This is a genomic window from Mesorhizobium sp. L2C084A000, assembly GCF_000502875.1.
Taxonomy (GTDB): domain Bacteria; phylum Pseudomonadota; class Alphaproteobacteria; order Rhizobiales; family Rhizobiaceae; genus Mesorhizobium.
Genome location: NZ_AYWX01000009.1, coordinates 537,916 through 556,837 on the forward strand (window position 1 = coordinate 537,916; position 18,922 = coordinate 556,837).

Genomic DNA, 18,922 nt, shown 5'->3' on the forward strand with positions numbered 1-18,922 from the left:
GTCAGTTCGCCGCCGCGGTCTGCGCGGCGCCGATGGATGCAGTGACATTGGTGACGAGCGACTTGACCGATTCGGCCGTCGCGTCGAAGACCGGGGCGGGATAGACGCCGAAGAAGATGACCAGCACGACCAGCGGGTAGATGATCACCTTCTCGCGCGGCGACAGATCGAGCAGGCCCTTCAGGCTCTCCTTGGTCAGTGCGCCGAAGATCACCCGGCGGTAGAGCCAGAGCGCGTAGGCGGCCGACAGGATGACGCCGGTGGCGGCGAAGAACGCCACCCAGGTGTTGACCCGGAACACGCCCAGCATGGTCAGGAACTCGCCGACGAAGCCGCTGGTACCGGGCAGGCCGACATTGGCCATGGTGAAGATCAGGAACACCGTGGCGTATTTCGGCATGTTGTTGACCAGGCCGCCATAGGCGGCGATCTCACGTGTGTGCATGCGGTCGTAGATGACGCCGACGCACAGGAACAGCGCGCCGGAGACGAGGCCGTGGCTGAGCATCTGGAAAATCGCGCCCTGCACGCCTTCCTGGTTCATGGCGAAGATGCCCATGGTGACGAAGCCCATATGAGCAACCGACGAATAGGCGATCAGCTTCTTCATGTCTTCCTGCATCAGCGCCACCAGCGAGGTGTAGATGATGGCGACGACGGACAGCGCGAAGACCAGCGGCGCGAACATTTCCGACGCCAGCGGGAACATCGGCAAGGAGAATCGCAGGAAGCCATACCCCCCCATCTTCAACAGGATGCCGGCCAGGATGACGGAGCCCGCCGTCGGCGCCTCGACGTGCGCATCGGGCAGCCAGGTGTGCACCGGCCACATTGGCATCTTCACCGCGAAGGAGGCGAAGAAGGCAAGCCATAGCCAGGTCTGCATGTTGGCCGGGAAGTTGTGGGTCAGCAGCGTCGGGATGTCGGTTGTGCCGGACTGGAAGAACATCGCCATGATGGCGAGCAGCATCAGCACCGAGCCGGCGAGCGTGTAGAGGAAGAACTTGAACGAGGCGTAGACGCGCCGCTTGCCGCCCCAGACGCCGATGATGATGAACATCGGGATCAGGCCGGCTTCGAAGAAGACGTAGAACAGCACGATGTCCAGCGCGCAGAACACGCCGATCATCAGCGTTTCGAGCAGCAGGAAGGCAATCATGTAGGCCTTCACGCGCTTCTCGATCGATTCCCACGACGCCAGGATGCACAGCGGCATCAGGAACGTCGTCAGGATGACGAACAGCATCGAGATGCCGTCGACGCCCATATGGTAGGAAATGCCGGAGTCGAGCCACGCGACCTTCTCGACGAACTGGAAGCCGGACTGCGAATTGTCGAATCCGGTCCAGATGAACAGCGAGATGATGAACGTGAACGTCGTCGTCAACAGCGCGATGGAGCGGATGTTGCGGCGTGCATTTTCGCTGTCGTCATTGATGAACAGGATAAGCAGCACACCAACCAGCGGCAGGAAGGTGACCAGCGAGAGGATTGGCCAGGCGGTCATCAGAGCATCATCCAGGTGACGAGTGCGGCAACGCCGATCAGCATGGCGAAGGCGTAGTGGTAGAGATAGCCGGTCTGCAGCTTGACGACGCGGTCGGTGACATCGACGACGCGCGCCGAAATGCCATCCGGGCCGAGGCCGTCGATGATGGTGCCGTCGCCGGTCTTCCACAGGAAATGGCCGAGGCGCTTGGCGGGCCGCACGAACAGGAAGTCGTAGAGCTCGTCGAAATACCACTTGTTGAGCAGGAAGGCGTACAGCCCGCGATGCTGCGCGGCGAGGTTGACCGGCATTTCCGGCGAGCGGATGTAGAATTTCCAGGCCAGCGCGAAGCCGATCAGCATGGCGATGAAGGGCGACAGTTCGACCCACAGCGGCAATTCGTGGATGTCGTGCAGGATGTGGTTGTCAGGCAGCGTGAACAGCGATGCCTTCCAGAACTCGGCATAGCCCTCGCCGATGAAGGCGCGGTGGAAGATGATGCCGGCAAACAGTGCGCCAGCGGCCAGGATGAACAGCGGCACCAGCATCACAGGCGGCGATTCATGGACGTGGTGCATCACTTCATGGCTCGCCCGCGGCTTGCCGTGGAAGGTCATGAAGATCAGCCGCCAGGAGTAGAAGGAGGTGAAGCAAGCGGCGACGACCAGAGCCACGAAGGCCATGCCGGCAACCGAATTGTGGCCGGCAAAGGCGCTCTCGATGATGGCGTCCTTGGAGAAGAAGCCGGCGGTGCCGATGACCGTCACCGGAATGCCGACGCCGGTCAGCGCCAGCGTGCCGATCACCATCATCCAGTAGGTGGTCGGGATCAGTTTCCTGAGGCCGCCCATCTTGCGCATGTCCTGCTCGTCGGACACGGCATGGATGACCGAGCCCGAGCCGAGGAACAGCAGCGCCTTGAAGAAGGCATGCGTGAACAGGTGGAAGATCGCCGCGCCATAGGCGCCGACGCCGAGCGCCACGAACATGTAGCCGAGCTGCGAGCAGGTCGAGTAGGCGATGACGCGCTTGATGTCGTTCTGGACGAGACCGACGGTGGCCGCGAAGAAGGCCGTGAAGGCACCGATGAAGGTCACGACAGTCAGCGCCGAATGCGAGAGTTCGAACAGCGGCGACAGCCGTGCCAGCATGAACACGCCGGCCGTCACCATGGTGGCGGCATGGATCAGCGCGGAAACCGGTGTCGGGCCTTCCATGGCATCCGGCAGCCAGGTGTGCAGCGGCACTTGCGCCGACTTGCCCATGGCGCCCATGAACAGCAGCAGGCAGACGATCGTCATGGCCGCCTGCTTGTCCAGCGCATAGCCGAGGAAGGTCAGCACGGCGGCGCCGTGCGGGGCGCCTTCGGCCGGAATGAACGTTGCCGCATTGGCGAAGATCGTGCCCAGATTGACCGAGCCGAACAGCACGAACACGCCGAAGATGCCGAGTGCGAAGCCGAAATCGCCGACGCGGTTGACGACAAAGGCCTTGATTGCCGCGGCATTGGCCGACGGCTTCTTGTACCAGAAGCCGATCAGCAGGTAGGACGCCAGCCCCACGCCTTCCCAGCCAAAGAACATCTGCACGAGGTTGTCCGCCGTCACCAGCATCAGCATGGCGAAGGTGAACAGCGACAGATAGGCGAAGAAGCGCGGCCGGTTCGGATCGTGGTGCATGTAGCCGATCGAATAGATGTGGACCAGCGCCGAGACGGTGTTGACCACCACCAGCATGACCACCGTCAGCGTGTCGATCCGCAGTGCCCAGGACGCTTCCAGTCCGCCCGACTGTATCCAGCGCAGCACCGGCACGGTGAACACCTCGCCATGGCCGAAACCGACGGTGAAGAAAGCGACCCACGACAGCACGGCCGCGATCACCAGGAAACCGGAGGTGATATATTCGGACGCCTTGGCGCCGAGCGACGTGCCGAACAGGCCGACGATCAGGAAGCCGAGCAGGGGAAGGAAGACGATGGCCTGATACATGGTGGTTCCGTCAACCCTTCATCATGTTCACGTCTTCGACCGCGATCGAGCCGCGGTTGCGGAAGAAGACGACGAGAATGGCAAGTCCGATGGCGGCCTCGGCCGCAGCTACCGTCAGCACGAACAGCGCGAACACCTGGCCGACCAGATCGCCCAGTGCCGCCGAAAAGGCGACGAAATTGATGTTGACCGCCAGCAGGATCAGTTCAACCGACATCAGGATGACGATGACGTTCTTGCGGTTCAGGAAGATGCCGAACACGCCGAGCGTGAACAGAACAGCCGATACGGTCAGATAATGTGCGATGCCGACAACCATCTCAGAGTCCCTCGCCTGTCTTGACCTTGCGGATTTCCATGCCGGTCGCCGGCGTGCGGCCGACCTGGGCCGCGATCGACTGCCGCTTGACGCCTGGCTTATGGCGCAGCGTCAGCACGATGGCGCCAATCATGGCGACCAGCAGGATGAGGCCCGAAATCTGGAAGTAGTAGAGGTAGTCGGTATACAGGATGTCGCCGAGCGCGGCGGTGTTGGTCCGCGTGGCGAGATCCGGAATGGGCTTGGAGACCGTCGAAGCGAGCTGCGGCGCGAAAGTGTAGCCGCCGAGAACGACGATCAGCTCCGCCGCCAGGATCAGCCCGACCAGCGCGCCGATCGGCGCATATTGCAGGGCGCCTTCCTTCATCTCGGCGAAATCGACGTCGAGCATCATGACGACGAACAGAAACAGCACCATCACCGCGCCGACATAGACGACGAGCAGGATCATCGCCAGGAACTCGGCCCCGGTCAGCATGAACAGGCCGGCGGCGTTGAAAAAGGTCAGGATCAGGAACAGCACCGAATGCACGGGGTTGCGCGACGAAATGACCATGAACGCCGACGCCACCGCGACAAAGGCGAAGAGGTAGAAAAAGGCCGCCTCTAGTCCACTCAACATTGGGGATCCCCCGGGTTCCTGTACGAACAGGACGCTCGTCCTGTTTGTTGTCTCTGGCCTGGTTCCGCCTCCGGTTCCAAAGCCGCGTTGTCCTAGCCCATGTTCCGATCGGGTTGAAAGGCCCGATCGAAAGAAACATGGGCCACTCTGTATTCCGGAGCATGATCTGGTCCGAAAAAGTCCGCAACTTTTCGGGATCATCCTCTGGACGAGGCCCCTGCCCCGTCCATGCGTCAAATATCAGCGGTAGGGCGAGTCCAGCGAGATGTTGCGCGCCAGTTCGCGCTCCCACCGGTCGCCATTCGCCAACAGCTTGTCCTTGTCGTAGTAGAGTTCCTCGCGCGTCTCCGTCGCGAATTCGAAATTCGGCCCCTCGACGATGGCGTCGACCGGGCAGGCTTCCTGGCAGAAGCCGCAATAAATGCACTTCACCATGTCGATGTCGTAGCGAACCGTGCGGCGCGTGCCGTCATTGCGGCGCGGGCCGGCCTCGATGGTGATGGCCTGCGCCGGGCAGATCGCCTCGCACAATTTGCAGGCGATGCAGCGTTCCTCGCCATTGGGATAGCGGCGCAGCGCATGCTCGCCGCGGAAGCGCGGACTGGTCGGCCCCTTCTCGTGCGGATAATTGATCGTCTCTTTCGGCGCGAAGAACTGGCGCATCGACAGGAAGAAAGCGCTGACGAAATCCTGCAGCAGCAGCGATTTGGCGGCTTGGGAAAGAGCGGACATCACGCAAACCCCGTGATCTTGAGGAAGGCCGCGGTGGCGACCACCATGAACAGCGAGATCGGCAGGAACACTTTCCAGCCAAGCCGCATCAATTGGTCGTAGCGGTAGCGCGGCACGAAGGCTTTCACCATGGAGATGCCGAAGAACACGAAGCAGACTTTCAGCACGAACCAGATGACGCCCGGCACCCAGGTGAACGGCGCGAAGTCGAACGGAGGCAGCCAGCCGCCGAGGAACAGGATGGTGGCCAGCGCGCACATCAGCACGATGGCTACATACTCGCCGAGGAAGAACAGCAGGAACGGCGTCGACGAATATTCGACCATGTGGCCGGCGACCAGTTCCGATTCGGCTTCCACCAGATCGAAGGGCGGGCGGTTCGTCTCGGCCAGCGCCGAGATGAAGAAGATGATGAACATCGGGAACAGCGCCAGCCAGTTCCAGTCGAGGAACGTATTGGGCAGGCCAAGCCGCGTACCAATTCCATCATGCTGCGACAGCACGATGTCGGACAGGTTGAGCGAGCCGGCGGTGAGCAGAACAGTGACGATGACGAAGCCGATCGAGACTTCGTAGGACACCATTTGTGCCGCCGAACGCAGCGCGCCGAGGAACGGATATTTCGAGTTGGAGGCCCAGCCGCCCATGATCACGCCGTAGACCTCGAGCGAGGAGATGGCGAAGACATAGAGGATGCCGACATTGACGTTGGCGATCGCCCAGCCCTGATTGACCGGGATGACCGCCCAGGCCGAGATCGCCAGCACGGCCGAGACCAGCGGCGCCAGCAGGAACACGCCCTTGTTGGCGCCGGACGGGATGACCGGCTCCTTGAAGACGAATTTCAGCAGATCGGCGAAGGCTTGCAGCGTGCCCCAGGGGCCGACGACGTTCGGGCCACGGCGCAGTTGCACCGCCGCCCAGATCTTGCGGTCGGCATAGAGGATATAGGCGACGAAAATCAGCAGGATAACGATCAGCACGACCGATTTCAGCAGAATGATCAGCGCCGGCAGCACGTAGAAGGAGAAGAAAGTGTCCATGCTTATTCCGCCGCCTGCTTGAAGCCGCTCTTGGCCAGTGCCGAGCATTCCGCCATCACGGCCGATGCCCGCGCGATCGGGTTGGTCAGGTAGAAATCCGTCACCGGCGACGTAAAGGTGCCCTTGTTCAGCCGCCCGCCGAGCTTCGCCACCCCAGCGATGTCCTCGGCATTGCCGGCCGCGACCTGGTCGATACGGGCCAGATGCGGGTATTCGCCATAGAGCTTGGCGCGCAGTTGCGGCAGCGAATCGAACGGCAGTTTCTTGCCCAGCACATCCGACAGTGCCCGCAGGATCGCCCAGTCCTCGCGAGCCTCGCCCGGCGCGAAGCCGGCGCGGTTGGTCTGCTGCACACGCCCTTCGGTGTTGACATAGGTGGCCGACTTTTCCGTGTAGGCGGCCGCCGGCAGGATGACATTGGCGCGGTGCGCGCCCTGATCGCCATGCGTGCCGATATAGACGACGAAGGCGCCGCCGGTCTTGGCCATGTCGATCTCGTCGGCGCCGAGCAGGAACAGGAGCTCCATTTCGCCCAGCATGCCGGCAACGTTTCTGCCGCCCTCGCCCGGCACGAAGCCGAGATCGAGACCGCCGACGCGCCCGGCCGCATTGTGCAGCACGGCAAAGCCGTTCCAATCCGCGCGGGCAGCGTTGACGGCGGCGGCGAGCTTGGCCGCCTGACCGAGCACGGCCGCGCCATCGGCGCGCGCCAGCGCGCCCTGGCCGACGATGATCAGCGGATGCGTCGCCTTCTTCAGCACCTGGAAGAACTTGCCATTGCCGTCAGCCAAATCCTTCAGCGAATCCGGTCCGGCGCCCAGCTGTTCGTAGTCGTAGCGTGTGTCGCCGACATCGCCGATGACGCCAACCGGCAGATTGCCGGTCCGCCAGCGCTTGCGGATACGGGCGTTGAGCACCGAGGCTTCATAGCGCGGGTTGGCGCCGATGATCAGCACCGCATCGGCCTGCTCGATGCCTTCGATGGTCGGGTTGAAGATGTAGCTCGCACGGCCGAGCGCCGGGTCGAGTGCGGCGCCATCCTGGCGGCAATCCGTATTCTTCGAGCCGAGCGAAGCCATCAGCAGCTTGAGCGCATAGGTTTCCTCGACGGCGGCGAGATCGCCCGCGATAGCGCCGATCTTTTCGGGCGCCGTCTTCGACACCGCGTCCTTGATCGCGGCGAAGGCCTCGGCCCAGCTGGTGGCAACCAGCCTGCCGTCCTTGCGCACATAGGGGCGGTCGAGACGCTGCGTGCGCAGGCCGTCCCAGATGAAGCGGGTCTTGTCGGAGATCCACTCCTCGTTCACCGCCTCGTTGACGCGCGGCAGGATCCGCATCACTTCGCGGCCCCGGCTATCGACGCGGATCGCCGAGCCGACCGCATCCATCACGTCGATGGATTCGGTCTTGGTCAGCTCCCACGGCCGCGCCTGGAAGGCGAATGGCTTCGAGGTCAGCGCGCCGACCGGGCAAAGGTCGATGACATTGCCCTGCAGCTCCGACGTCATCGCCTGTTCGAGATAGGTGGTGATCTCGGCATCCTCACCACGGCCGATCAGGCCCAGTTCGGAAATGCCGGCGACTTCGGTGGTGAAGCGGACGCAGCGCGTGCAGTGGATGCAGCGGTTCATCACCGTCTTCACCAACGGTCCGATGTATTTGTCTTCGACCGCGCGCTTGTTCTCGTGATAGCGCGAGGAATCGACGCCGAACGCCATCGCCTGGTCCTGCAGGTCGCATTCGCCGCCCTGGTCGCAGATCGGGCAATCCAGCGGATGGTTGATCANTTGTTCTCGTGATAGCGCGAGGAATCGACGCCGAACGCCATCGCCTGGTCCTGCAGGTCGCATTCGCCGCCCTGATCGCAGATCGGGCAATCCAGCGGATGGTTGATCAGCAGGAACTCCATCACGCCTTCCCTGGCCTTCTTGACCATCGGCGTGTTGGTGAAGATTTCCGGCGCCTCGCCATTCGGCCCGGGACGCAGATCGCGCACGTTCATGGCGCAGGAGGCCTGGGGCTTGGGCGGCCCGCCCTTCACCTCGATCAGGCACATGCGGCAATTGCCGGCGATCGACAGCCGCTCATGGAAGCAGAAGCGCGGCACTTCCGCGCCAGCGTCTTCAGCCGCCTGCAGCAGCGTGTAGTGGTCGGGTACAGTGATCTCTTTCCCGTCGACCTTGAGCTTTGCCATTCGCCTCAAACCCCTGCGGAGTTCCCGCAATCTCTTTTTCCGGACGCGGTCGAGACCACGTCGGGCACTTCATTCACTTCTTGACGGCGAGCGCCGCCGCTTGGGCTGTCCAATCGTCGCGGCCGATGCGGCCGCCGAGCGACAGATAGTCCTCGACCCAGGCAACCTCTTGCGGCGTCCATGCCGCGATCTGGGCATACGTCCAGATGCCGAGGCCGTTGAGAACCTTTTCCAGCTTCGGCCCGATGCCCGAGATGGCCTTGAGATCCGCCGGTTTGGCCGGCTTCTCCATGGCGTTGGGCTGCCTGAAATCCTCGGGCATCAGCGCATCGCCGGCGCCGCCCGCAGCCGGAGCGGCATTCGCGGCCGGCACGGCAGTGGCGGCTTCCTTGGCGGCAATATCGGTGACCTCCCTGGCGAAGGACTGCGCCTCGGCGATCATGGTTTTCGCCGTCGCCCGCGCCTTGGTGGAGGAAGAGTTCGGATCGTCGAACTGCGCGACGCGCGCCTCGAAATCATCGACGATCGGCTGCAGCAGCCGTTGCGAGGCCTCAGTCGCTCCCGAAAGCGCGCCCAGCCAGACGCCGAAAGCGTGGTTGGCGAGCCCGAGGCCAAGCGCCGACATCGCCGCCGCACCCGCCACGGGATGCACGAAAAGGTTGACGGCGCTGGCCATCTCCTTCGGCATCATCCTGGTCAAGTCCTGGTTCATCTTCTCGATCTGGTCCAAATTGGGCATCAGCGGGTTCGAATACGGCGCCATAGAGTTCTCCTGGTCTTTTCTTCGTTCGCCCCGCCCTTCGCTGCGGACTTTCATCCGCATAAAACGTTATTCTATTCCGCCGCCACCATCACAGGCTCCGCCCGGTGCGCATTGCGCGAAAACTCGTCGATGCGCCGCTCCACCTCGCCGCGGAAATGCCGCATCAGGCCCTGGATCGGCCATGCCGCCGCGTCGCCCAGCGCGCAGATCGTATGCCCTTCGATCTGCTTGGTGACGTCGAGCAGCATATCGATCTCGCGCTTCTGCGCCTCGCCGCGCACCAGCCGTTCCATCACCCGCCACATCCAGCCGGTGCCTTCGCGGCATGGCGTGCACTGGCCGCAGCTCTCGTGCTTGTAGAAGTAGGAAAGCCGCGCAATCGCCTTCACGACATCGGTCGACTTGTCCATGACGATGACAGCCGCGGTCCCAAGGCCGGATTTGAGGTCGCGCAAGGCGTCGAAATCCATCGGCGCGTCGATGATCTGCTCGGCAGGCACCAGCGGCACCGAGGCGCCGCCCGGTATGACCGCCAAAAGATTGTCCCAGCCGCCGCGAATGCCGCCGCAATGCGTCTCGATGAGCTCGCGGAACGGGATCGACATCGCCTCCTCGACCGTGCACGGATTGTTGACGTGGCCGGAGATGCAAAACAGCTTGGTGCCGACATTGTTGGGCCGGCCGAAGGACGAGAACCAGGCCGCACCGCGGCGCAGGATGGTCGGCGCAACCGCGATCGATTCGACATTGTTGACCGTGGTCGGGCAGCCATAGAGACCGACATTGGCCGGGAATGGCGGCTTCAGCCGGGGCTGGCCCTTCTTGCCTTCCAGGCTTTCGAGGAGCGCTGTCTCCTCGCCGCAGATATAGGCGCCGGCGCCGTGGTGCATGTAGATGTCGAAATCGTAACCGGACGTGTTGTTCTTGCCGATCAGTTTGGCCTCGTAGGCTTCCTCGATCGCGCGCTGCAGCGCCTCGCGCTCGCGGATGAACTCGCCGCGCACATAGATGTAGGCGGCAATCGCGCCCATGGCGAAACCGGCAAGCAGCGCGCCCTCGACCAGCGTGTGCGGGTCGTTGCGCAGGATGTCGCGGTCCTTGCAAGTGCCGGGCTCGGATTCGTCGGCATTGATGACCAGATAGCTCGGCCGGCCGTCGCTCTGCTTGGGCATGAACGACCATTTGAGCCCGGTCGGGAAGCCTGCGCCGCCGCGACCGCGCAGGCCCGACGCCTTCATCTCGTTGACGATCCACTCGCGCCCCTTGGCAACGATGCCGGGCGTGTTGTCCCAGGCGCCGCGCGCCATCGCGCCGGCCAGCGACTTGTCGAACAGGCCGTAGATATTGGTGAAGATGCGGTCTTTATCCCCGAGCATTTTTCGTCCCTCAGACCGGCTTCTTGCCGAAGACGCGGATGTATTCGGCCACGCCACCCTTGGCGAGCGCCTTGGCCTGCTTGACCCAGTCGTCGCGATCGATGCGGCCCTGGAAAGAGAGATAGCCATCCACCCACTCGCGTTCGGCCTTCTTCCACGACGCGACCTGCGCGAAGGTAAAAATGCCCAGCGTATGCAGGATGCCCTCGATCTTGGGGCCGACGCCGGAGATCAGCTTCAGGTCATCGACCTGTACCGGTTTATCGATGCCGGCCGGACGGTTCTTGTCCTCGAGCGACGGTTTGGCCGGCTTGGCTGCCGGTACCTTGACCTCCGGCGCCTTGAAGGCGGATGCCGGCTCGGCCTTGGTTATTGGACCGTTGCGCTGCTTGGAAACCTGCTCGACCTTGGAGTCTGCCTTGTTGGCATTGGCGGCCGAATGCAGTGGGGCGGCAACGCTCGCCGCCTTTTCAACCGTCGGCGCGACCTTGGTTTTTGAAGGCGTCTTCAATGCCGGGCTGGTTTCAGGGGCGTCGGTCTTCGGCTTGCTGGTGTTGGACGGCGCGACAGGGGCCGCAGCCGGTGCCGGCACGGGCCCTGCGATGATCGCGTCGGGCGCCGCCCTGGCAGCCCTGGCCGCTTCCCTGGCTTCCCTTTCACGGGTCGACTTGAGGATCGCCTTTTCGCTCTTCAGCGTGGTGAGGCCGGAGGCCGGCTCCGAGCCGGTACGGCCGTTCTGCGGCCCCGGTTCCACCGAAGCACCCTTGCCGGCGTCATAGAGATCGATGATTTCAGCCAGGCGTTCCGGCGTCAGATCCTCGAACGTGTCCTTGAAGATCATGACCATCGGCGCGTTGACGCAGGCGCCAAGGCATTCGACCTCTTCCCAGGACAAGGTGCCTTTGTCGTTGGCGTGGAACTGGTCGTGATGGATCCTGGAGCGGCAGACATCCATCAGCGCTTCCGAACCGCGCAGCATGCAGGGCGTGGTGCCGCAGACCTGGATATGCGCACGCGTGCCGACCGGATTCAGCTGGTACTGCGTGTAGAAGGTCGCGACCTCGAGCCCGCGGATACGCGGCATGCCGAGCATGTCGGAGATCGTCTCGATCGCCGCCTTCGTCACCCAGCCTTCCTGCTCCTGCGCTATCATCAGCAAGGGAATGATGGCCGACTGTTCGCGACCCTTCGGATATTTCTTGATCCATTGCTTCGCCGCGGCCGCATTCGCCCGGTTGAAGGCGAAGGAGGCTGGCTGGACGCTGGCTTCTGCGAGACGGCGGACTGACATTTAGCGATCGACCTCACCAAACACGATGTCGAGGGAACCGAGAACGGCGGTGACGTCGGCCAGCATGTGGCCGCGGCAGAGGAAATCCATCGCCTGCAGATGCGCGAAACCCGGCGCGCGCAGCTTGCAGCGGTAGGGCTTGTTGGAGCCGTCGGAAACCAGATAGACGCCGAATTCGCCCTTCGGCGCTTCGACGGCGGCATAGACCTCGCCGGCGGGTACGCGATAACCCTCGGTGTAGAGCTTGAAGTGATGGATCAGCGCTTCCATCGAGCGCTTCATCGCCTGGCGCTTGGGCGGCACCACCTTGCCGTCGAGGTTCGACACCGGGCCGGTGCTTTCCTTGCCGAGCAGGAGATCGACGCACTGGCGCATGATCTTCGCCGACTGGCGCATTTCTTCCATGCGCACGAGGTAGCGGTCAAAGCAGTCGCCGTTCTTGCCGATCGGAATGTCGAAATCCATTTCCGAATAGCATTCATAGGGTTGCGACTTGCGCAGGTCCCAGGGTGCACCCGAGCCGCGCACCATCACACCCGAAAAACCCCAGGCCCAGGCATCGGCCAGCGAGACGATGCCGATATCGACATTGCGCTGCTTGAAGATGCGGTTGCCGGTCAGCAGCTGATCGAGGTCGTCGATCGACTTCAGGAACGGGTCGATCCACTTGCCGATGTCCTCGACCAGCTTCTGCGGCAGGTCCTGATGGACGCCGCCGGGACGGAAATAGGCGGCATGCATGCGCGAACCGGAGGCGCGCTCATAGAACACCATCAGCTTTTCGCGCTCGACGAAGCCCCACAGCGGCGGCGTCAGCGCGCCGACGTCCATAGCCTGCGTCGTCACATTGAGGATGTGCGACATGATGCGGCCGATTTCGCAATAGAGCACGCGGATCAGCTGCCCGCGCTTCGGCACTTCGATGCCGAGCAGGCGCTCGGCGGCGAGCGCGAAGGCGTGCTCTTGGTTCATCGGCGCGCAATAGTCGAGCCGATCGAGATAAGGGATCGCCTGCAAATAGGTTTTGGCTTCGATCAGCTTTTCGGTACCGCGATGCAAGAGCCCGATATGCGGATCGACGCGATCGACGACTTCGCCGTCCAGCTCCAGCACAAGGCGCAAAACGCCGTGCGCCGCAGGGTGTTGCGGGCCGAAATTGATGTTGAAGTTGCGGACCGAGGTTTCAGCCATTTACTGCTTTGCCTTCTCGTCACCCGGCAGCACGTAATCCGTACCTTCCCACGGGGACAAAAAATCGAAATTGCGGAATTCCTGCTTGAGCTCGACCGGCTCATAGATGACGCGCTTGGCCTCGTCGTCGTAACGCACCTCGACGAATCCGGTCAGCGGGAAATCCTTGCGCAGCGGATGGCCTTCGAAACCGTAGTCGGTCAGCAGGCGGCGCAGATCCGGGTGGCCGGAGAACAGCACGCCGTAGAGATCGTAGGTCTCGCGCTCGAACCAGTCGGCACCGGGAAACACGCCGGTGATCGACGGCACCATCGTCTCCTCGTCGGCCAGAACCTTGACGCGGACGCGCACATTCTGCTTCGGCGACAGGAGATGATAGACGACGTCGAAGCGCTTGGCCCGCGACGGATAGTCGGCGCCGCATACATCGATGATCGAGATGAACTGGCAGCGCGCATCGTCGCGCAGGAAGGTCATGACCTCGACCAGGTCGCGCGGCTCTACATGAACGGTAAGCTCGCCATAGGCAATCGCCGCTTCGTTCACGCGGCCGATCAGCTTCTCGCCGAGATAGGTCGACAGTTCGCTCAGGGATGCGGTCATGGATTTACCGTTCGATCGTGCCGGTGCGGCGGATCTTCTTCTGCAGCAGAAGAATGCCGTAGAGCAGCGCTTCGGCGCTCGGCGGACAGCCGGGCACATAGATGTCGACCGGCACGATGCGGTCGCAGCCGCGCACCACCGAATAGGAATAGTGGTAGTAGCCACCGCCATTGGCGCAGGAGCCCATCGAGATGACGTAGCGCGGTTCCGGCATCTGGTCGTAGACCTTGCGCAGCGCCGGCGCCATCTTGTTGGTCAGCGTGCCGGCGACGATCATGATGTCGGACTGGCGCGGGGACGCGCGCGGCGCGACGCCGAACCGCTCCGAATCATAGCGCGGCATCGAGGTGTGGATCATCTCGACCGCGCAGCAAGCGAGGCCGAACGTCATGAACATCAGCGACCCGCTGCGCGCCCAGGTGATGAGCGCCTCGGTCGAAGTGACCAAAAAGCCCTTGTCGGCCAACTCATTGTTGATCTCGAGGAAGAAGGGATCGTCCTCCCCCACCGGCCTGCCGGTGTTGGGGTCGATAATACCCTTGGGCTTCGGCGCGACGAGGGTGCCTGAACTGTCGTTCAATCCCATTCCAGCGCTCCTTTTTTCCATTCATAGGCAAAGCCGATGGTCAGCACCGCCAAAAACACCATCATCGACCAGAAACCGAGCATGCCGATCTTCGAAAACGACACCGCCCACGGAAACAGGAAGGCCACTTCCAGGTCGAAGATGATGAACAGGATCGACACCAGGTAGAAACGGATGTCGAACTTCATGCGCGCGTCGTCGAACGAGTTGAAACCGCACTCATAGGCGGAAAGCTTTTCGGGATCTGGATTGCGGTAGGCCACCAGGAAGGGCGCGGCCAGCAGCGCCAGGCCGACAACCAGCGCCACGCCTATGAACAGGACGATGGGCAGGTATGAGCTCAAGAGTGCGTTCATGCTCGGCTTTCCGTTGGCGCCAATCCACTTTGATTACAGCACCGGACCCTAATGCGGAAGCGTGACAGTTTAACCGCTGAACCGTTTTAAGGGCCTATGCTGCAACGCGGCGAGGGTTAGCGCAGCACTTCCAGCGAAGCAAGTCAAACCTTGTTCAAAACACCGACCTGGACGGCATATCGCGGCAAACTGGTCCGATCCGCTCCTGTTTGATTTCCTGCGCCTATTACTCCACTTTTCTCTCCTGACATGGATGCCGCCAAAACCCTGCTAGCATGGGTTGGAATCAGCCTTTCGACCCTCGGTCAAAACACTTCAAAGTGATGCCTGCATGAAGGAAAAGATCTCGCTCCCCACGGCCCGTCGCATCGCGCTTGCCGCCCAGGGGTTCCTCGATCCCCGCCCGACCGGTACGCCCGACCGCCGGCATTTTGCCCGCACCCTCTCCCGCACCGGCCTGCTGCAGATCGATTCCGTCAGCGCCGTGGTGCGCGCTCATTATATGCCGCTCTATTCGCGCCTTGGCCCCTACCCGTTCTCGCTGCTCGACAACGCGGCCGTGACGCGCAAGCGCACTGTTTTCGAATACTGGGCGCACGAGGCCTCCTTCCTGCCGGTCGAGACATACCCGCTGATGCGCTGGCGCATGCAGCGCGCCGAGCGCGGCGAGGAAATGTATCTGGGGCTCGCCAAATGGGGCCGCGAGCACGCCGGCTACATCGAAGAGATCTACCGCCAGGTCGCCGAGCGCGGCCCGATCGCCGCTTCCGCGCTGGAGGGCCAGAAAGGCTCGGGCGGCTGGTGGGGCTGGAGCCATGCCAAGCACGCCTTCGAATGGCTGTTCTGGGCCGGCCGCATCACCACGGCGCACCGTCGCGGGTTCGAGCGTTTTTATGACCTGCCCGAGCGCGTGCTGCCGCAGGCGGTCCTCGACCTGCCGGTGCCCACGCCCGAGGACGCGCACCGCGAATTGCTGCGCATTTCCGCCCGCGCCCACGGCGTGGGCACTTCAGGCGATTTGCGCGATTATTTCCGCCTGTCGCCGGCCGATATGAAAGGCCGATTGGAGGAACTGGTTGAAACGGGCGAGTTGCTGCCGGTGCGTGTCGAAGGCTGGGACAAGCCCGCCTATCTTCACAAAGACGCCCGCCTGCCGCGCAAAGTCGAGGCCCGCGCCCTGCTGGCGCCGTTCGATCCGGTCGTCTTCGAGCGGTCGCGCACCGAGCGGCTGTTCGATTTCCACTACCGCATCGAGATCTACACGCCGGCCGACAAGCGGCAATATGGCTATTATGTCCTGCCGTTCCTGCTCGGCGACAGGATCGTGGCACGCGTCGACCTCAAGGCCGACCGTCCGGCCAGCATACTGCGCGTCCATGCGGCCTATGCGGAGCCCGGTGCACCGCCTGAAACCGCTGCAGAGCTGTTCGAGGAATTGAAGCAGATGCAGGGCTGGCTCGGACTCGAACGCATCGAAGTGACGCCTGCCGGGGATTTGGGTCCGGCGCTGCTGAGCGTGATCAGCGACGGGCGCTCTTGACATCAGCCGTCGGCTGCAGCCGTTTGAGGGAGTTTTGTCGGCCTAGGTTCAATGATGGCATCGCAAGAGGTTCTCGACCTGATTCACGAAGCGTTGATTGCGCATGGGATCAGCGCCATCCGTGGACAGAACGATGTCAGGATTGAACTGGAAGACCTGCGCTTTGAAGCCCAAGTTTTCGACAAGGAGCCGTCAGGCTCGGGTCGCAGGCTTGTTCTCGAAATCTACGTCTTCTCACCGTTGCTAGGCACTCAGCCGGTCATCGAATCTTTTGTTGGACTGGGCGACACGCGTGAACAGGCGATTTTCCAAGCATTCGGAAAATTCCTGATCGGTGTATTTCATGTGCTGATCGAGGGCCTTGCGGAGCATGTTTGCGAGAACATGCAAGCCGAGATTGCATTCTGGCAACGGAATGATGCTGGCTGGAAGATCTACGGTGGACCTGTGATCACACAGGCTGCAGTGGAATGCACTCTCAACCGGACATATCCAGCGTTTTATGCCCGCTTGGAAAAACTGTTCACGGCTAAGGTTCGCCCTGGCAGTCATTTCATCCGGATATTCCTGGCGAGCTATGGCGGAGCACTGGTCGGCAACGAAATTCTCCTGGACAACGAAACTTGGCCGGAAGGTCAAGAGCTCCTCGTTGATCAGGACTGGCACCACGGCGACGGGTACCAGGCGCTGCGTCAGGTCATCCTTGCGTTGCCGGGAGATAACAATTGAGCCAACGTACACAGGCTAGCGGATAAACAATGGATATCAAGCCAGGCTGACCCAAGAGGTGCAGGAGTGCCTCGATAGGATTTCGTCCTTTTCATGGGACGTACATGCGCAGGCAATCCGAAAACGCTACCCTAGACCTGCTGGAGACACATTTGGCTTCAAAGTTGATGGCATTTACTTCGATGTGGGTGACAGCGCCGGATGGCTGGACCGGCAAGATGGAGATATCCTTCTGACGGCTTTCGTTACAGCTTTTCCTGATCCCAACAACGAAGATGGCATTCGCGAAGAGCGGTCAGTGGTAGTGAAGCGTCCCCGCCCCTGATTTCAGATTGCCCCTGCGTTGCGTTGACACCGCTGCCCGCAAAAGCCTAAATCCGGTTCAGATGGTCCCTTGCCCGCAACGGCAAGGGCTAAGAGGGAATGCGGTGCGGGGCAAAATCCCAAATCCGCGGCTGTCCCCGCAACTGTAAGCGAAGAGCCAAGGCCGAAAGCCACTGGGGAGTTCCCGGGAAGGCGGCTACCCAAGGCGATGACCCGCGAGCCAGGAGACCTGCCGTCTGCGACTTTAGAATCCGATCGCCCGGCGGGTTTCCGGGCAAGGAGCCCGATCTTGGACCACGACAGCAGTTTTTCGGCTGGCACAGCGGATATCTCGTCCGGCCATGATGATGCCTTGGCCGGCGTCACCATCATCGTCTGCGCCTCCTGCCGCGATGAGACCGGCGCCGACGCCCATCCCCGCGCCGGCGAATTGCTGGCGGACGACACGCGCCGCGCCGCATCTGGCGACGATATTCGCATCCGCAGCGTCGAATGCCTCGGCAATTGCAAGCGGCGCCTCAGCGCCGCCATCCTGCGCGACGGCTGCTGGAGCTATGTCTTCGGCGACCTGACCACGACCAGCGGCGCCGACCTCATCACGGGTGCCAAGCTCTTCGCCACCTCGAAGGACGGCCTGATTCCATGGCGCGGCCGCCCCGATAGCCTGAAGCGTGGCCTCGTTGCCCGCATCCCTCCCCTCGACCTGTTGAAGGACTGATCATGACTGCTTCCGTCTCGCGCGTTCCCTGCACCGTCGTCACCGGCTTCCTCGGCGCCGGCAAGACGACGCTGGTCCGCCATCTCCTGGAAAACGCCGGCGGCAAACGCATTGCCATCATCGTCAACGAATTCGGCGACATCGGCATCGACGGCGAGATTTTGAAGGGCTGCGGCATCGACACCTGCCCGGAGGAAAACATCGTCGAACTGGCCAATGGCTGCATCTGCTGCACCGTCGCCGACGATTTCGTGCCGGCGCTTGACAAGATCCTGTCGCTGACGCCGAGGGTCGACCATATCCTGATCGAAACCTCGGGCCTGGCGCTGCCCAAGCCGCTGGTCCAGGCCTTCCAGTGGCCGAGCGTGAAGAGCCGCGTCACAGTCGATGGCGTCATCGCCGTGGTCGACGGCCCGGCGCTGGCCGAAGGCCGCGTCGCCAACGACATGGACGCCTTGCAGGCGCAGCGCGCCGGGGACGAGACGCTCGACCATGACGATCCGGTGGAAGAAGTGTTCGAGGATCAGATCGCCTGCGCCGACCTGATCATCCTGTCGAAGAGCGACCTGATGGACGCCGCCGGCACCGCCCGCGCCAACGCCATCATCAACGAACATTCCGCCCGCGCGGTGAAGATCGTGCCGACGTCGCATGGCAAGGTCGATCCCTCCGTGCTACTCGGGCTCGGTCTCGCCGTCGAGGACGACATCGAAAACCGCAAGTCCCACCATGACGGCGCATTCGACCATGAGCATGACGACTTCGACACCTTCATCGTCGACATTGCCTCGATCGCCAATCCGGACGAGTTGGCAAAGCGCGTCGCCACCGTCGCCGAAGAAGAGAACGTGCTGCGCGTAAAAGGCTTCGTCGAGGTCGGCGGCAAGCCCATGCGGCTCTTGCTGCAGGCCGTCGGGCCGCGCGTCAATCATTACTATGACCGCGCCTGGACCGCGCAGGACGACCGCCGCTCGCGTCTCGTCGTCATCGGCCTGAAGGGGCTGAACCGCCCGGCGATCGAGCGTATACTCGCCGGCTGATCTCGGACACGGGTT

At 62.5% G+C, this 18,922-nt stretch carries 17 protein-coding genes, 1 pseudogene and 1 riboswitch; of the genes and pseudogenes, 4 read left to right on the forward strand and 14 right to left on the reverse strand.

Annotation, left to right across the window (positions count from 1 at the left end; genetic code table 11):
- Position 1: 1 nt before the first annotated feature.
- The 14 genes and pseudogenes from X735_RS145635 to X735_RS145575 form a co-directional block, all read right to left on the reverse strand.
- Positions 2-1,507 (reverse strand): NADH-quinone oxidoreductase subunit M, encoded by a 1,506-nt coding sequence (locus tag X735_RS145635; RefSeq protein ID WP_023812379.1) that lies wholly within the window; start codon positions 1,505-1,507, stop codon positions 2-4.
- Positions 1,507-3,480, reverse strand: a complete 1,974-nt coding sequence (gene nuoL / locus X735_RS145630; RefSeq protein ID WP_023812380.1) for an NADH-quinone oxidoreductase subunit L — start codon at positions 3,478-3,480, stop codon at positions 1,507-1,509. Before nuoL ends, X735_RS145635 begins: the two co-directional genes overlap by 1 nt.
- A 10-nt stretch (positions 3,481-3,490) precedes the next feature.
- On the reverse strand, positions 3,491-3,799 hold the full coding sequence (gene nuoK / locus X735_RS145625; protein ID WP_010910101.1) for an NADH-quinone oxidoreductase subunit NuoK: 309 nt from the start codon (positions 3,797-3,799) through the stop codon (positions 3,491-3,493).
- A gap of 1 nt (position 3,800) precedes the next feature.
- The gene (locus X735_RS145620) at positions 3,801-4,421 is read right to left on the reverse strand and encodes an NADH-quinone oxidoreductase subunit J (RefSeq protein WP_023812381.1); all 621 of its coding nucleotides are present in this window, start codon (positions 4,419-4,421) and stop codon (positions 3,801-3,803) included.
- Positions 4,422-4,661: 240 nt separating this feature from the next.
- Complete coding sequence (nuoI, locus tag X735_RS145615) at positions 4,662-5,153, reverse strand: NADH-quinone oxidoreductase subunit NuoI (protein ID WP_023812382.1); 492 nt, start codon at positions 5,151-5,153, stop codon at positions 4,662-4,664.
- Positions 5,153-6,196, reverse strand: coding sequence for an NADH-quinone oxidoreductase subunit NuoH (gene nuoH / locus X735_RS145610; protein ID WP_023812383.1), 1,044 nt, complete (start codon positions 6,194-6,196; stop codon positions 5,153-5,155). Before nuoH ends, nuoI begins: the two co-directional genes overlap by 1 nt.
- A gap of 2 nt (positions 6,197-6,198) precedes the next feature.
- Positions 6,199-8,390: pseudogene (nuoG, locus tag X735_RS0134535) on the reverse strand (NADH-quinone oxidoreductase subunit NuoG).
- 73 nt (positions 8,391-8,463) lie between these two features.
- Positions 8,464-9,153, reverse strand: coding sequence for an NADH-ubiquinone dehydrogenase subunit (locus X735_RS145605; protein ID WP_023812384.1), 690 nt, complete (start codon positions 9,151-9,153; stop codon positions 8,464-8,466).
- Between the two features lie 71 nt (positions 9,154-9,224).
- On the reverse strand, positions 9,225-10,529 hold the full coding sequence (gene nuoF / locus X735_RS145600; protein WP_023812385.1) for an NADH-quinone oxidoreductase subunit NuoF: 1,305 nt from the start codon (positions 10,527-10,529) through the stop codon (positions 9,225-9,227).
- A gap of 10 nt (positions 10,530-10,539) precedes the next feature.
- Positions 10,540-11,820 (reverse strand): NADH-quinone oxidoreductase subunit E, encoded by a 1,281-nt coding sequence (locus X735_RS145595; RefSeq protein ID WP_023812386.1) that lies wholly within the window; start codon positions 11,818-11,820, stop codon positions 10,540-10,542.
- Positions 11,821-13,011: an NADH-quinone oxidoreductase subunit D gene (locus X735_RS145590; RefSeq protein WP_023812387.1), complete on the reverse strand. Its 1,191-nt coding sequence runs from the start codon at positions 13,009-13,011 to the stop codon at positions 11,821-11,823.
- On the reverse strand, positions 13,012-13,614 hold the full coding sequence (locus X735_RS145585; protein WP_023812388.1) for an NADH-quinone oxidoreductase subunit C: 603 nt from the start codon (positions 13,612-13,614) through the stop codon (positions 13,012-13,014). It lies immediately after the preceding gene.
- Between the two features lie 4 nt (positions 13,615-13,618).
- Positions 13,619-14,200 (reverse strand): NADH-quinone oxidoreductase subunit B, encoded by a 582-nt coding sequence (locus X735_RS145580; protein ID WP_013531090.1) that lies wholly within the window; start codon positions 14,198-14,200, stop codon positions 13,619-13,621.
- A complete protein-coding gene (locus tag X735_RS145575) occupies positions 14,191-14,556 on the reverse strand; it encodes an NADH-quinone oxidoreductase subunit A (protein WP_010910112.1) in 366 nt (121 codons plus the stop codon). Before X735_RS145575 ends, X735_RS145580 begins: the two co-directional genes overlap by 10 nt.
- 331 nt (positions 14,557-14,887) lie before the next feature.
- Between X735_RS145575 and X735_RS145570 the strand changes: the two genes are divergently transcribed.
- The 4 genes from X735_RS145570 (at position 14,888) to cobW (ending at position 18,907) form a co-directional block, all read left to right on the forward strand.
- The gene (locus X735_RS145570; protein WP_023812389.1) at positions 14,888-16,096 is read left to right on the forward strand and encodes a winged helix-turn-helix domain-containing protein; all 1,209 of its coding nucleotides are present in this window, start codon (positions 14,888-14,890) and stop codon (positions 16,094-16,096) included.
- Between the two features lie 51 nt (positions 16,097-16,147).
- Positions 16,148-16,825 (forward strand): DUF6348 family protein, encoded by a 678-nt coding sequence (locus X735_RS145565; protein ID WP_023812390.1) that lies wholly within the window; start codon positions 16,148-16,150, stop codon positions 16,823-16,825.
- A gap of 370 nt (positions 16,826-17,195) precedes the next feature.
- A riboswitch (cobalamin riboswitch) is annotated at positions 17,196-17,401 on the forward strand.
- 37 nt (positions 17,402-17,438) lie between these two features.
- Entirely contained in the window at positions 17,439-17,867 is a 429-nt protein-coding gene (locus tag X735_RS145560) for a DUF1636 family protein (protein WP_023812392.1), read from the forward strand.
- Between the two features lie 2 nt (positions 17,868-17,869).
- Positions 17,870-18,907: a cobalamin biosynthesis protein CobW gene (cobW, locus tag X735_RS145555; protein WP_023812393.1), complete on the forward strand. Its 1,038-nt coding sequence runs from the start codon at positions 17,870-17,872 to the stop codon at positions 18,905-18,907.
- Positions 18,908-18,922 lie beyond the last annotated feature (15 nt).